The following is a 15,282-nucleotide window of genomic DNA, read 5'->3' on the forward strand; positions in this document are numbered from 1 at the left end:
ATGACAAGTGGCATTGGCGCATGAAAATTTCCAAGCCATTCTGCCTGAGTATCCAGATCAGGCCGTATCGCTGGCGCGGCCAGGCCCATATCGGCCTGTCTGCCGCCATTCTGGTGGATAACAGCAAGGGATATCCGGTGCTGCAAAATGAAGCGGGGCTTTGGTCGTTTGTTGCCGAGCATCTGAACGCCGAGGGCATTCTGGACCTGGGTATGCCCAAGCCACAAGCAGAGTTTCTGGTGTCGGGCAATGCCTATACTGCGCACTCGGAAGACAAAACGCAGTGCCGCGTTCAAGTGCAGGTCAATGATCGTGTCAAGCAAGTGCAGGTATACGGAGACCGTTACTTTTTGGACAATCGCATTACTCCGGCGCAGCCTTTTGAACAACTCCACATCGGCTGGCAAAATGCCTATGGCGGGCCTGGCTTTGCGAATAACCCGATGGGCAAGGGGACTGTAGAGGAAACCATTCATGGGGTGCGTGCCAGACGGATGCCCAATGTGGAGTGGCCCGATTATCCGATTCGTGATTTCCGGGAAACCATTCACCCGGCCGGGTTGGGGGCACAGAGTATTACCTGGCCGGTTCGCTTTGGCAAAGTGGGGACGTATTCAGAACAATGGCACAAAACTGATGCGCCCGGCTTCTTTCCCGATATGGATCCTAGCCTGTTCAATGCCGCCATGCCCGACCAGATCTTTGAAGGGCAGGCACAACTGCCGCCCAACACCGAATATCGCGTATGGAATATGCATCCAGATAAGCTGTGCTGGCAGGGCACGGTGCCGGCGTGGCAGGCCAGATGCCTGGTGCAACTGCAGAAGGATGCCGGCACTGCGCCCGAGACCCACGATGTCGAGCTGGTGCCGACCACGCTCTGGCTGGTGCCGCATCTGGAAAGCTATATTGTGCTGTTTCACGCAACGCTGCCGGGCTGGCATGACGACGGCGAGGAAATCAAACATATCCTGGGCGCCCTTGAATGGAAGTACTCTCCTAAAACGCATGACCATTATCTTCGCTACATGCAAACGCGGCTGGATCATGATGAATCGGCGTTGCTGGCCTATGAAGACGCGCAACTGCTGCCTGAAAACCTGCAAACGGCAGGGTTCGATCTCAAGCCTGACTTAAATGGCGCCATGTGGGAAAAGCAGCATCGCCTGCAACGTTACCTGCTGCTGCACGCGCGTTCCGATCTGGCCGGCATGGGACTGGATGCCGAACACTATTTGCCGGAATTTGTCGGCCCCCGGCCACAGCCGGGCATGGAGCAGTTGCTGGAAAAACAAAGGCAGCGCAATCTGGCGGTCCGCGAACATCGGGCCGAACTGGTCCAGGCCAAAGCGGCGGCAAAACGCTTCAAACAATCGGGCGGCAAGGACAAGACGTTACCGGCCCTGCTCGGTGAACCGGATTTTCTTAAAACCATCGAAGATATCAATGCCAGGACCAGAGTGCCGGATCCGGGCAATAAACAGCCCAATCGCGCGCTGGATGAACTGCTGGCGCAAATTAGCCAGGCGCAAGCCAGTGAAGACAATAGCCCTATTGTCCAGCGGCAGCGCCATCGCGGCTTGCTGTTTTCCGCGCAATACCAATCTGGCACCTACGTGCTGGATCAGACCATAGCCAGAGAGCGGCGGGAAAAGGCCATCCAGGCGGCACAGACTGATCGAGACCTGAGTGGCATGGATCTGACCGGTGCCGATTTGACGGGCCTGGTCTTTGACAATTGTGATTTCAGTCAGGCGGTGCTGATGCGCGCCGACATGACTGACGCCAAATTCATTCAGTGCAATTTAAGCGAAGCCGTGCTGTTCAGTGGCACATATAGCAAAACTCAGTTTGAGCACTGCCGGTTTCACACTGCCAATATGTCGCGTACGCGCTTTGATGCCGTTTCGTATTCCAGTTGTGATTTTCATCAGGCGATTATCGATGAGTCCACGTTCAGTCGCTGTGATTTTTCCGAAGCGACATTCAGTGAATCCGTATTTCGGAACGTGCGTTTTGAGAATACGACCCTGAATGCATTGGCGCTGGATGCAACCGTGATGCTCTCATGCTCACTGGATCATGTGGCGGCAAAGGAGGCAAGGCTGAACAAGTGTGCATTTTATGAGTGCATTTTTACCGCCAGCGCCTTTGCCGACTCCTGGCTGATCCGCTGCGCCTTTGCCTTATGTGAGCTGTCTGGCATGTCGTTTGCCGGATCCGTCATGAGCGCCTTCACCCTGATTGCAGAAAAGCCGGTGGTCGATTGCGATTTCAGCCATGCCCGGATCAGCGATGGCAGTATGCGTGGTGTTCATTTTCAGCGGCCGCGCTTTGTGCAGGCGGTTATTCGCAATACCGATTGTTCCAAATCGGTTTTTGAACAGGCAGACTGTCGTGGCTTGGAAACCCCCGATGGCGTTTTCATGCGGACTGAGTTTCGGCACAGCGATTTTACGGCAGCCAACCTGATGACAGGCCTGTTCAGGAAATCGACGTTTGTTCGTACTAATTTTAGCAAGGTCAATTTTTTCCGGGCCGATTTTGCCCAGAGCAATATTGACGCGGGCAGCCTGCAGCATGACAACTATACGCAGCAGATTCAGCTGGAACCCACGCAGAAAAAGGAATCAGCATGAGCCTGACTGATGCGCAGCTGCGGGAATTGGTGGATAACGGCGTACCGATTCTGAAAATATCGCTCAAAGAGCGGAATTTGCGCGACTGGAACCTGTCGGGTGCGCTTTTCGAAGGTGTTGACTTCACGGGTGCCCAACTCGATGGCGCCAGGCTGGACGAAAGCGTATTTTCCAACTGCTGCTTTGACCGTGCCAGCCTGAACGAATGCTACGGTAATACCGTATTTTTCAACACCTGTGTGATGGCCGGAACACATTGGCGCCAGTCCCTGCTGTTTCAGGCCAAATGGCATGATTGTGATGTACGCGACGCCGATTTTGATCATGCGATGATGGACGAAACAGTATTCATCGGCTGTCGTCTGGCAGGCGTGCGCTACACCGGCGTTCAGGGTAGAGAGATGACGTTCATGAAGTCGGATATGGAGCGGGTCGATTTCTCACAGGCTCAATTGTTCAAATCCACACTGTTTGGGCTGGATTTGAAATCCGCTATTTTTCACAAAGCAAGCCTGGTCAACGTGATCTGGCTGCAGTCGGATCTGAGCGGTCAGAATCTGCAGGGACAGGACCTGGAGCGTGGCGTGTTTACCGAGGCAATCCTTGACGGCGTGTGCCTGGCCTCGGCCAATCTGGTGCAGGCCGCTTTCAAGAGTGCGAGCGTCAAAGGCGCGGATCTGCGCAGCAGCAAAGGCCAGTTCATTGTTTTTGCCGATGCGGATCTGAGTGGTGCACGCTGCGATGCTGCGCAATTTGCGCAAAGTGTATTCGTAGATGCCATCACGGACGATGCCAGCTTTGTGAATGCCAACCTGTCCATGTCTGTATGGCATCACGCCAGTGCGCGTCAATGCCGCTTTGATCTGGCTCAGCTGGATCACACCGATTTTTCGTATGCAGACCTGTATCGGGCGAGTTTTGATGATGCCAGGCTGAATCGCACCCGCTTTCACCGCGCGCTCAGTGATGACCTGAACCTGAAGCGGCGTGCAGGCGCCCTGGAAATAGACCCGGAACTGTATGAGGCCGAGTTATGGAGCGAAACGCAGCGCGCCAGGGCTTTCCCGTAGCACTATTGACCCAACCACGATAGACAGAGCAGAGTCATGAACCGTATAGTCAATGCCATCACGCCGCTGGGCGACGCGCTTAAATTCAAGTCCCTGCAGGGCCATGAAGGGCTATCCTGCCTGTCCGAATGGACGGTGCGGTTTGTTTCAGAACACGCGAAGCTGGATCTGCAATCCATGCTGGGGCAATCTGTGACATTCGAAATAGAGACGGGCGCATCACCCCGTTTTCTGAACGGCGTTGTGACTGGCTTCGAATTACTGCATCGCGAGACCGGGACACCGCGTTATTACATTTATCAGGCGACGGTCAGATCATGGTTGTGGTACGCGACGCAGAACAGCGACAACCGCATCTTCCAGAATGAAACAGCAGTCGACATTATCACAAAGGTGCTTGGAAAATACGACTTCGATGTTGAAGTCCGGCTGATGAACAGTTATCGCAAGTGGGGCTATTGCGTCCAGTTCCAGGAAACCGATTTCAGTTTTGTCAGCAGGCTCATGGAGCACGAGGGCATCTATTACTGGTTCCGCCATGAAGCATCACGTCATGTCCTGGTGTTGACAGACGAGGCCCAGTCGCACGATCCGTTGCCGGTTTTGCCTGTGATTCCCTTTTATCCGGACGATCGGCTTTCCGTCGCCATGCAGGAATGTATTGCCGACTGGCAGGTGTCGGGCGAGTTGACGTCCACGGGCTATGCCACCATGGATTACGACTTTCAGAAGCCGCTGGCAGACATGAGCGCCAAGCGCAGGACGAGTCTGCGGGCAACCCAGAGCCTGGATCTGGAAATGTATGAACCCATGGGTGGGTACGTAGACTCATCCGATTCTGAACATTATGTCAAAGTGCATCTGCAGTCCCTGCAATGTTTGCAGGAGCAGGCTGTGGCTCGTTCAAATGTACGGACGATGGCGCCTGGTTATATCTTCACGCTGAAAAACTACCCTCATCAGGCGGAAAATAAGGCATATCTGGTTGTTCATACTGACTATGACATACAGAATCCGGCCTATGCCAGCCATGATCAGCCCGATGACGAAGCACGGTATGTTGTGGCCTCCCGGCATATTCCTGCCAATGTGCAGTATCGCGCTGCGCGTAGTACGCCCATCCCGAAAATGAATGGCCCGCAAACGGCAACCGTAGTGGGTCCGCAAGGCGAAGAGATCTGGACCGACAAGTACGGTCGTATCAAGGTACAGTTTCACTGGGACCGTGAAGGCGCAATGGACGAGAACAGCTCGTGCTGGATACGAGTGTCCAACCCCTGGGCCGGCGGTGGTTTCGGTGGGGTGCAAATCCCGCGGGTGCGCGAAGAAGTGGTGGTGGACTTCATCAACGGCAATGTCGATCGTCCAATCGCGGTGGGGCGAGTCTACAACGCCAGCAATATGCCACCTGTGAATTTGCCGGACGATGCCACGCAAAGCGGCTTTCTTACCCGCAGCAAAAACGGCACGCCCGCCAACGCGAACAAGCTGATGTTTGAAGACCGGCAGGGCAGCGAACTATTGGCCATGGTGGCTGAAAAAGATATGGATACGCATGTCAAGAACAACCAGACGCACGACGTGGCAGGCAATGTCGTGTCCGCTATCGGCGGGCTACGCTCTCACACCGCGCACAGCACCTCAGATATCACCATGGCCGCCGGCGCGGTCAAAAACTACCAGGCGGATCACAATCGGACCGTACAGGGCTCACTGGACGAACAGATAGGCGCCAATCTGCAGCAGTCGTTCAATGATGGTGTGGACGAAACCATTACGGGAGCGCTGACCAGCACCATTGGTGGGCAGGCCAGCCATACGTTGCAGGGATTGCATATCACGACCACCACCCATGATGAAGAGACGGTCAATGGCACCGTGTCGGAAACCGTCGGAACCGGGGAGACCAGCAATATCAAGTCGGGTTCGCAGTTGCGGGCTGGCGACATCACCATGGCGTCGCCCACGATCTATTCCGAATCCACCCAGGAAGAAATTGATATCAAGGCGGGTGGCTCGCTGGACATCAGCTCTGCCGGCCCTGGAATTGTGCAGACACCGGGCAAGATCATCAAGGAGAGTCCGGTCAATGTGGAAACGGCGCTGATGCTGGACAACAATACCGTCACCAGAAAAAAGAGCTACACGCTGGATTTGAGTGTGGATGGTATCAAGGATGTGATGGTCGCGGGACATAATCACAACCAGAATATTGCCGATATCAAGCTATACGGCATGGGTGACTCCATGCAGGCAGCCAACATCGGCCTGTATGGCGCCAACATTCAGCTGGGCGGGCAGGATCAGAAAATGGGTCTGCTCAACGTCAACATCACAGGCATTGAGCTGGACAAGGGCTTTAAGATCAAACGTCCCGGCGGCGGTGGCGGCGTCGGTACAAAAGGCAAGGGCAAGGACGGCAGCGGGGGTGATGGCGGCAAGGGCGGAAAAGGCGACAAGGATGGGAACGGGAACAGGGGGGATGCTGAAAAGCCGCCAGCAAACTGCAAGCGCTGTATAAACCTTGACACTTCAATTAATGTATTGAGCACTGCTGCCAGTATGGCGCCCATGGGAAGTGGTGCCGATGCTACCGCTCAGTCCGTCTGCTTTGCGATGGGTGACGAGACATTTTCGCATTTGGATTTTGAACTGCCTGGTGCCATTCCTATCATTTGGAAACGTACCTATCGATCCAACTGTACTGCCTTTGATGAAAGGGGGGCTTTGGGGCACCGGTGGCTTAATGATTACACGATCAGAATCGATGACAATGGAAAAAATTTGATTTATTTGTGTGGAGAAGGACGTCAAATCGACCGTCCATATCTGGATGTCGGTGAGTCATTTTACGACCGAAAGGAACAGTTTACGTGGAGCCGGCCCTCTGTCGACACGATTATGGTCAATCACAAGGACCGCCGCAGAGAACTCTATAAGCAATCAGAAAATGGATTTAAACTGCAAGTAATATACGATATAAACGATCTCGCGACGCACTTATTCTATACGCAGACAGGGCTGCTTTTACGACTTGAAACAGATATACACACAGTAAATTTCGAGCATGATGATAGTGGGCGTATTATCCGCATCGGGCAACAGCGCAATGACTCAGAAAGCGGAGGTTCTCTGGATGAAACGCTTGCCAGCTATCTCTATGACGAACAGGGGGATCTTGTCCAGGCGACTGATGAGTATGGCAATAAGTATCACTATACCTATTCGAACCATTTGATTACACGTTATACGGACAAAACCGATAGGGGAATAAATCTTGAATGGGACGGTAATGAACCTACGGCTCGCTGTCTGTTGGAATATGCAGATGACGGATCCCGTGAAACGAGGTTTTCATGGGATCGGAAAAACAATAGCAGTTATGTGACGGACGCGTTGGGGCAGACAACCCGCTATGTTTACAATTCGGAAAACTATATTAATGAAATACATTACAGCGACGGAACAAGGCTGGTCCGTACGCGGGATGAATTCAACAATATCACGTCGGTTACGTTCCCCGACAGTACGAGCAGACGCTTTATCTATGACTCTCGTGACAATATGGTTGAAATGGTTCGTCAGGACGGCTTAGCTGTCCGATGGGAGTATGACGAGTTCAACCGTCCTGTTCGCATCCACGAGCCGTCGGGCGCGCTCTGGCAGCGGGAGTATGATAAACAGCGTAATCTGTCCGCGCAGGTGGACCCACTTGGACATCGTACAGAATACGTATACAACAATCAGAGACTACCTATTCTTGTCGTAGATGGAAAGCAGAATACAAAGCGTATTACATATACTGCGAGCGGCCAGATAAAAACCTATTCTGACTGCTCAAATAAGACGACCACGTGGAGTTATGATGATCGCGACCGTGTTTGCATGGTCGTTAACGCAGAAGGTGAGGTCCTCTCCTATACATATGCAGAAAATGGCACGGTAGCGGGAATAGAGCATGACAGGAAATTGATTGTTCAATTGCAATACGATGCGGAGAACCGACTGCTTGAATATAAGGATGCATTGGGCCGAACTCGAACCTATGAATATGATGCTTCAGGAGATCTGATATTCCGTGTGGATCCTTTGCAGCAAATTTTTAAATATAACTACGACAGGAAGGGCAGACTCTCTGAGTTGGTGAACGAAAATGGAGATATGACAAAATTTAGTTATGACCCGCTTGGTAGACTGGTTATGCAAATTGGGTTCGATGGTAGGTCCACAGAGTACCATTACGATAAGTACACGGGTGTGCTGACCAACATGCGTGTGGAAAATAAGATCATATCATTTCAATACAATATTTTACGCCAGATGATTTCGCGTTCCAGCCCATCCGGAACGGAGCGCTTTGAATACGATGCTGCAGGACGGTTAATTCAAGCGAATAATCAGAATTGTCAACTGACATATTCATACGATCACATGGGTAACCTGCTGACCGAAGATCATAGATATATATTGGACGATATTGAACGCCGTTATTGCTGGAAGCATAGTTATGATGAGCTATCAAATCGTGTTTCGAGTAAACGACCAGATGGAACAGAGATCGATTTTCTGCGCTATGGATCTGGATATTTACATGGGATTCTTGTAAACCAAAATAGTGTCGTCGATTTTGAGCGCGATAACCTGCATCGAGAGGTCAAGCGCACTGGGGGCAACGAAGTTTTTCAGAATAAAAGTTATGATAAAACAGGACGATTAAGCCGACACGCGGTAACGATAGGTCAATACGTGCCGCAATCTGTTTTCAACCGAGAATATCACTATGACGGAGCAGGACGATTGAAAATAGTCGACGAATCCGCCGTCGGCATGATTCACTATCGCTATGATCCTCTGGACAGACTCATGTCGGTGCGAACACCCCAGTTGGACGAATTGTTTACTTTCGACCCGGCGGGAAATCTTTCGCGACATGAAGAGCATGTTGCCGTTGATCGAATGAATGGACAGCATGACAACCGCCATTTGTCGGACAATACTCTGCCAGAGCAAGTATCTCCTGTGCTGGGAAACCTGCTGAAAAATATTGCTGGCATACACTTTGAATACGACTCAAGGGGTAATGTGACCAGAAAGGTTTCACCTGAGGGAACGCAGCAATTTCATTGGGACGGATTTGATCGACTGGTACAAGTAGACCGTCGCAATAACGATAGGCCTGAATTCACGACTGTCCGCTATTTTTATGATCCCATCGGGCGTCGGATCGGCAAATGCATATATGCATCGGACTCAACATCCTTGGCCGGTCCCATTCTTTACGGTTGGGATGGCATGACAATGGCATTCGAAGAATCCGGAGACGATGTGGGATCTGTCACACATTATCTATATGAAGACGACGGGTTTGAGCCGTTGATGCAATATGTGACAACTAAGCATACTCAGTCTGCTGCTGGTACAGCACGAAATCATCGCCTGTATTATTACATCTGTGACCAAATTGGCACGCCGCAGTCCGTGTTGAATGATACAGGGGAAGTTGTGTGGCGAGCCCAATACAAAGCGCTTGGGCCAGCGACCATTGTAACGGACAGTGAGGACCAAGCCTTTGTCAACAACCTTCGATTTCAGGGACAGTACTGGGATGAAGAGTCGGAGCTGCATTACAATACTTTCCGGTATTACGATCCGCAAGTGGGTCGATTTATTCAGCAGGATCCCATCGGTTTGGTCGGTGGCGAAAATTTGTACTTGTATGCACCCAATCCCGTAGGTTGGAGCGATCCTTTGGGTCTTGCGAACCGGCCGAATAATGGGAAATATCATATTTTTTTCAATTACATACTCGGGGATGGCGACCGTTTTGCCAGTGATGCGGTGCAGTTCAGGCTGGCAGACAACAGACTTATGGAAAGAATGAATTCGGACCCGACGTTCAGAAGGGATATCCTGCGCAGACAGCCCGAGATGGCCGGTTGGCTAGATAATCAAAATGGGAAACGAACTCCCGGTTTTACCTGGCATCATCATGAAGACACTGGTCGACTCGTGCTGGTAGATCGTAACGACCATCGAAGTAATCATGCTCTATATCACCCGACAGGAAAAGGAGGCCGTGATATTTGGGGTGGCGGGGAGCAGGGAAGAAACGGTAAGCTGGATGGCCGTACGGGTGAGCCTAAAGCATGTTAATCGTTTTGCGTTATCCTGGTGCCATATCGGTCGAGACGTGTGAACTGGTTCGTGCGGGTATTCAGATCGCTGAATTGGGCTTTGGATATGTATAAATATACGTTATGTATTTTGAAGTTAAAAATTGGAGAAATTGACTGCCATGGAAAAATATGAAGCCGGAAAGCAGATACGTTTGAGTGAAATTGTTAGCGCAGTTGCCACGGGCGAGCTGGATGCTGACAATTACTGCCTGTATACAAAAGAGGATATGCCGTCAGCTGCTGAAGATCCGCTATGTTTTCTTGATGCATTTCCGGATGTGTCGCTCGATACTCATGAAGAAATTTATCCAGTATTTGTAGCCGAGAACAACTTGCACCTGTTCTATCATGGGGATTTGCTGGTCGATGTCATTGAAAATGCCAAGGCACAGAAAGAGCGCCCGACAGTCCAAGACTTTCTTGCAGGACTGGACTATTATTTGAAGAATGACACGTTTCGTGACCTGTGATTACACCTTCTTGGCGATGCGTTCCTGCCAAATTTTGACAGACAAAATGGGTGAAGATTATGCTTGCGGTTCTTTAAAAAGACAAGCGTGGCTAATTGGCTTAGCACATAGAAAAATCAGTCATGGCAATTGTTACTCACCGGGCTTTGAATGTACTCTTCTGGCATACGGAGAATAAAAACAAGCTGCGCCTGCATTCAAAGCAAAAGCGAAATCCAGGTCATCGCTTCGTCCCTTTTTTATGATCCCAGCCTTTACGGATGGCGTCAGCGTGAGCTGCGATGCAACTTACGCAATGGCAAGTCGCTGAAGGGCAAGCGGCTTCGATTTAGGGCATCCTGTGCCTCCTGCATGACATTCAGTGCCGTCAAAGACGGACAGTGTTTTCGCCGCTTTGTGCCTGCCGGGCATGTTATGCTGGAACCGGACCAGAGTGGCAGGATCGTGTGCGCCAGACGGACTACAGGCGCTACTTATGGTTGCAGATGTTTGCATAGGAAGCCTGCATGGGATGCATTGAGCCCACACCGGAGCTAAGTCCGACCATGCGCGGCCATCGCAACCTGCGTAAGCGTCTTGGAAAGCAAGATTGCAACCTGATTGGTGGCCAACTATCCTGGGCAATTGGGTGTGTGTGTTGCTCGGAAACCTGCAGCCAACATGTCCGCAATTGGATGCAGGCAGATTCGGCATCGATTGCCCTGGCCATGCAACCGCAACCTGAAACAGTGAAGAAAAAACATGAAAGCAAATCCTCTTATCAGTGCACAGGAACTGTCAAACCTGTTGGACACCGCCAGCAACCTGGTCGTGTGCGATTGTCGTTTCGAATTGACCAATCCGTCCCAGGGCCTGCAGCTCTATAATGACGGCCATATTCCTGGCGCCCGGCATGTTGATCTGGACCAGGTACTCAGTACCAAGGGGGCTGCCGAACAGGGGCGTCATCCCTTGCCGGCACGTGAACTGTTTGCCCAGAAGATGGCAGCCATCGGCATCAGCGACGATACCCAGGTGGTGTGCTATGACGCCAATGATTCCATGTTTGCGGCCCGGCTGTGGTGGATGTTGCGCTGGATCGGCCATGACAATGTATCGGTGCTGGATGGTGGCTTCAAGCTGTGGCAGCAAGGCGGATATGAAGTCACCACCGAGCCGCCGCAGCCGGCCAAGGAAGGGATGCTGACCCTGCGCGATTCACTGACCCAGACGGTGGACTATGACGAAGTGCTGGCTAACATCAGTGCCGCTGAAAGGCTGGTGCTGGACGCCCGCAGTCCTGATCGTTTCCGTGGTGAAAACGAAACCCTGGATCCGATTGGCGGGCACATTCCCGGCGCAGCCAACCGCTTTTTCAAAGACAACCTGCAAGCGGACGGGACATTCAAGGATGCCGAGACCTTGCGCAAGGAACTGACGGCCAGCCTGCAGGGGAAAAAGCCCGAGAGCGTGATCAGTCAGTGCGGGTCGGGTGTGACGGCTTGCCATAATCTGCTGGCCATGGAAGTGGCAGGTTTATCGGGCGCTGCGCTGTATCCCGGCTCATGGAGCCAGTGGTCCAATACCGGCGGCGCGCCGGTCGCAATGGAGTGACGCGGGTGCGTTCAGTTGGCTAACCCAGTGTTGCCAGCTCGGGATTCCAGACAACTTCCCAGAGATGACCGTCCGGGTCAGAAAAATAGCCGGCATAGCCACCGTAAAAGGTATCCTGTGCCGGCTTGACAATGGTGGCACCGGCCGCTTGTGCTTCCTGCATTACGCGATCCACTTCGTCCTTGCTGTCTACATTGTGGCCGATACTCAGTTCGAGCATTGAGCGCGGTGTCTCAGATAGACCGGTATCGACAGCCAGACTCTTTCTGGGCCACAGGGCCAGTTTCAGGCCATTGTGCAAGTCGAAAAAAGCCACGGCACCGTTTTCGAATTCAGTACCGATGATGCCCTTTGTGGCCAGGCCCAGCCCATCTCGATAAAAGGCCAGGGACTTTTCCAGGTCTTCCACGCCCAGCGTCAGAACGGTGATATGGGGTTTCATGCGATGCGCTCCTGAAAAAAACTGCGGGTAAATAAAACGATGTATGAGATAGCCTGCCAGATGAGACTGACGCAAGCAAAGCCAAGGCAGCGCGGGAGTGAAGGAAAGATATGGTCAGTTTTTGAACCTTGCCCTGAACGGTCGTCATGCCTGATATTGTTGTTCCTTTCGTTCCCGCTGTTCTTGTAATAAAAACACAGAAAGCCTGGTTATGACAAGTGCATTATCTTTTTCTATATGCATCGTATCGCCATTGCCCGGAAAACCAATAGCGTCAGCGGTTGCTCTTTTTATGAAAAAACGTACGGGTGCGGTGGTATGTTTTCAAGGCATGAAACTTCCGCCGTTCACATCGAGAATTGCGCCGACGCAGTAGCCGGAATGTTCAGATGTGAAATAGGCTACAGCCTCGGCGACTTCTGACGGTGCACCCATCCGGGCTGCCGGAATTGCGCTGGCCAGACTAGTATTTGTCGTTGTATCGACAGCGGCAGTCATATTCGATTCGATCCGGCCGGGTGCGACACAGTTCACGGTTATGCCGTATTGTGCAACCTCTGCTGCCAGCACGCGCGCAAATCCCACTGTCGCAGCCTTGCTTGCCTGGTAGTGGGCGCCGGGAACGATGGTGCGGGTACGTGCTGCCTGGCTGGCAATCATGACGATGCGACCCCATCCCCTGTTATGCATACTTTGTAGGCACGTGCGCGTAACCAGAAACATTCCGTTCAGGTTGACCGCCATGACTGAATTCCATTCTTCCAATGACATGTTCATGACGGGACTCTTTTGCCCGTTTGCCTTTGGGGAAATGCCTGCGTTATTGATGAGAATGGATAAGTCTGCCCACCAATCTCCCAGCTGTTCTGGAAGCGTCTGGACTGCCTGGGGATCAGTGATATCGATCTGAACTGCACGCGCGTCGATAGCGCGATCACGCAGTTCCTGCGCCACAACGTGTACAGATGCTGAAATATCAACCAGGACAATTCGGTGTCCATCTTGCGCAAGACGCTCACCAATAGCCAGACCGATCTTGCCTGCTCCCCCGGTTATCAGTGCGACGGCGGGTTTGTTATTGATCATTCATTTCCTCTGATAGCGGTTATATCGGCGCGGCACCGATCGAAAGCCCGCCACAAACATACAATACCTGGCCGGTCATGAATCGTGCGTCGTTCGAGAGTAGGAACGCGATAGGTCCGGCGATGTCATTCGGTTCTCCCAGCCGACGCAAAGGGATGCGGTTTTGCAGTGCCAGCGTCTCTTCTTCAGTCATGGGATTGTTGCTGTGAAAAAGCGCAGTGCCAATCGGTCCCGGCGCAATAGCGTTGACCGTGATGCCGTGCTTGCCCAGTTCCAGTGCCCATGTTCGGGTATAGCCGATCAAGCCGCTTTTTGCAGCCGCATAGGCCGATCGGCGAGGCATTCCAAGCGCTGCCCGGCTTGAAATATTAATCACTGCTCCTCGTTGTGAGCGAATCAGGGACGGCAGGCAGGCTTGCACACATTGCAACGGGGCACGCACATTGATAGCAAGGATTCTATCGAGCTCTTCAATGGAGGTGTCTTGAACAGTGCTATTGGTTGTCAGCCCGGCGTTGTTCACAATGCTGTCGACTTCATTCTCTGCGCAGATCTGAGTCAGCGTTTCGGCGGTTGTCCGCGCGTCAGCCAAATCCGCACAGTAGAACTTGCCAGGAAATGCGCCTTCAGGCGCTGAACGCGCCAGACCGATAACCGTATGACCGTCCCGGTCAGCGCGTTCGGCCAGCGCCAGTCCAATACCACGGCTGGCACCGGTAATAAGCACGGTTCTTGGATTTTCCATTGTCGTCATTCCTTGGCCATGACCCCAGAGGCTTTAACAACCTTGGCCCATTTCTGGACATCTGCTTTGACCACGTCGGAGAAGGCCTGCGGCGTATTCGGGTCTGGTGGCATACCTACGCCGCGGTTGACCAGAGTATCTTGCGTTTCTTTATCGGCGAGCGATATATTTACCGCCTGATTCATCTTGTCGATAGTCGGTTTGGCAGTGCCCTTGGGCGCAAAGAGCCCGAACCAGGTCTGGACCGCAAAGCCGGGTACGCCGGATTCGCTCAGGGTAGGAATATCGGGCGTCAACGGCCATCTTTTTCCGGTCGTAACGCCAAGTGCACGAAGCTTGCCGGCATCAACATTGGGTTTGACAGTTGGCATATTTTCAAAAACGGAATCGACCTGTCCGCCCAACAAGGCAGTCATGGCCGGCCCGCTGCCATTGAAGGGAACATGCAAAACATCGGTGCCGGTTTCGATTTGGAACAGTTCACAGGACATATGGATTGTGGAGCCTGTGCCTGATGAGCCACAGGTCAGCTTGCCCGGGTTCGCCTTGGCATAGTCGATGTATTCTTTGACCGATTTAATGGAAAGCTTGGGATTGACCACCAGCAGATTCGGCACGATTCCGAACAGGGACACCGCCGCAAAGTCCGACGTAATATCATAGCCGGCATCTTTATAGAACGTGTGATTGATGGTATTGGCAGCGCTGCCCACATAGAACGTATACCCGTCAGGTTTTTCCCGTTTGACAGCGACAGCGCCGATGTTGCTGTTGGCGCCTGGCCGGTTGAGCACAATAATGGCCTGTCCCAGTTTTTCCGAGGTTTTTTTTGCGACGGTGCGGGCGACGATGTCTGTGGTGCCGCCTGCCGCATAGCCGACGATCCAGGTGATCGGATGGGCGGGCCATTGCTCGCCGTTGCTTGTTTGCGCATGGGAATAAGTAACAACGCTGGTGCCCAGTATAGAAATGGCACCTAATGTCAATATTTTATAGTTCATTTCAGTGTCTCCGAAGCCTCTTGTTTATGGTCGTTCTCAATTCGAAGGGCGTACGATTGA

The 15,282-nt window shown here is 52.4% G+C and carries 9 protein-coding genes; 5 read left to right on the plus strand and 4 right to left on the minus strand.

From position 1 onward, the window contains the following. Nucleotides 1-20 precede the first annotated feature (20 nt). The 5 genes from INT32_RS07945 (at nt 21) to INT32_RS07965 (ending at nt 11,948) form a co-directional block, all read left to right on the plus strand. Nucleotides 21-2,639, plus strand: a complete 2,619-nt coding sequence (locus INT32_RS07945) for a DUF2169 domain-containing protein (protein WP_193088190.1) — start codon at nt 21-23, stop codon at nt 2,637-2,639. After that, complete coding sequence (locus tag INT32_RS07950; protein WP_193088191.1) at nt 2,636-3,709, plus strand: pentapeptide repeat-containing protein; 1,074 nt, start codon at nt 2,636-2,638, stop codon at nt 3,707-3,709. The genes INT32_RS07945 and INT32_RS07950 overlap by 4 nt, the downstream gene beginning before the upstream one ends. Nucleotides 3,710-3,745: 36 nt before the next feature. Continuing rightward, nucleotides 3,746-9,862: a type VI secretion system tip protein TssI/VgrG gene (tssI, locus tag INT32_RS07955; protein WP_193088192.1), complete on the plus strand. Its 6,117-nt coding sequence runs from the start codon at nt 3,746-3,748 to the stop codon at nt 9,860-9,862. A gap of 175 nt (nt 9,863-10,037) precedes the next feature. After that, nucleotides 10,038-10,355: a hypothetical protein gene (locus INT32_RS07960; RefSeq protein WP_193088193.1), complete on the plus strand. Its 318-nt coding sequence runs from the start codon at nt 10,038-10,040 to the stop codon at nt 10,353-10,355. Between the two features lie 741 nt (nt 10,356-11,096). Further along, the gene (locus tag INT32_RS07965; protein WP_193088194.1) at nt 11,097-11,948 is read left to right on the plus strand and encodes a sulfurtransferase; all 852 of its coding nucleotides are present in this window, start codon (nt 11,097-11,099) and stop codon (nt 11,946-11,948) included. A 19-nt stretch (nt 11,949-11,967) separates the two neighbouring features. Here the strand turns inward: INT32_RS07965 and INT32_RS07970 are convergent, their stop codons facing one another. The 4 genes from INT32_RS07970 to INT32_RS07985 all read right to left on the minus strand — a co-directional run bounded on the left by INT32_RS07970 (nt 11,968) and on the right by INT32_RS07985 (nt 15,222). After that, a complete protein-coding gene (locus INT32_RS07970; RefSeq protein WP_193088195.1) occupies nt 11,968-12,390 on the minus strand; it encodes a VOC family protein in 423 nt (140 codons plus the stop codon). Nucleotides 12,391-12,714: 324 nt separating this feature from the next. After that, nucleotides 12,715-13,476: an SDR family NAD(P)-dependent oxidoreductase gene (locus tag INT32_RS07975; protein WP_193088196.1), complete on the minus strand. Its 762-nt coding sequence runs from the start codon at nt 13,474-13,476 to the stop codon at nt 12,715-12,717. A gap of 19 nt (nt 13,477-13,495) precedes the next feature. Continuing rightward, nucleotides 13,496-14,221: an SDR family oxidoreductase gene (locus INT32_RS07980; protein WP_193088197.1), complete on the minus strand. Its 726-nt coding sequence runs from the start codon at nt 14,219-14,221 to the stop codon at nt 13,496-13,498. A 5-nt stretch (nt 14,222-14,226) separates the two neighbouring features. Further along, a complete protein-coding gene (locus INT32_RS07985) occupies nt 14,227-15,222 on the minus strand; it encodes a tripartite tricarboxylate transporter substrate binding protein (RefSeq protein WP_193088198.1) in 996 nt (331 codons plus the stop codon). Nucleotides 15,223-15,282 lie beyond the last annotated feature (60 nt).

It is taken from the genome of Advenella sp. FME57 (assembly GCF_014897675.1).
Classification (GTDB): domain Bacteria; phylum Pseudomonadota; class Gammaproteobacteria; order Burkholderiales; family Burkholderiaceae_B; genus Advenella.

Coding starts and splice junctions, on each gene's coding strand:
- INT32_RS07945 (WP_193088190.1), top strand. CDS start 21: ATGAAAATTTCCAAGCCATTCTGCCTGAGTATCCAGATCAGGCCGTAT.
- INT32_RS07950 (WP_193088191.1), top strand. CDS start 2,636: ATGAGCCTGACTGATGCGCAGCTGCGGGAATTGGTGGATAACGGCGTA.
- tssI (WP_193088192.1), top strand. CDS start 3,746: ATGAACCGTATAGTCAATGCCATCACGCCGCTGGGCGACGCGCTTAAA.
- INT32_RS07965 (WP_193088194.1), top strand. CDS start 11,097: ATGAAAGCAAATCCTCTTATCAGTGCACAGGAACTGTCAAACCTGTTG.
- INT32_RS07970 (WP_193088195.1), bottom strand. CDS start 12,390: ATGAAACCCCATATCACCGTTCTGACGCTGGGCGTGGAAGACCTGGAA.
- INT32_RS07975 (WP_193088196.1), bottom strand. CDS start 13,476: ATGATCAATAACAAACCCGCCGTCGCACTGATAACCGGGGGAGCAGGC.
- INT32_RS07980 (WP_193088197.1), bottom strand. CDS start 14,221: ATGGAAAATCCAAGAACCGTGCTTATTACCGGTGCCAGCCGTGGTATT.
- INT32_RS07985 (WP_193088198.1), bottom strand. CDS start 15,222: ATGAACTATAAAATATTGACATTAGGTGCCATTTCTATACTGGGCACC.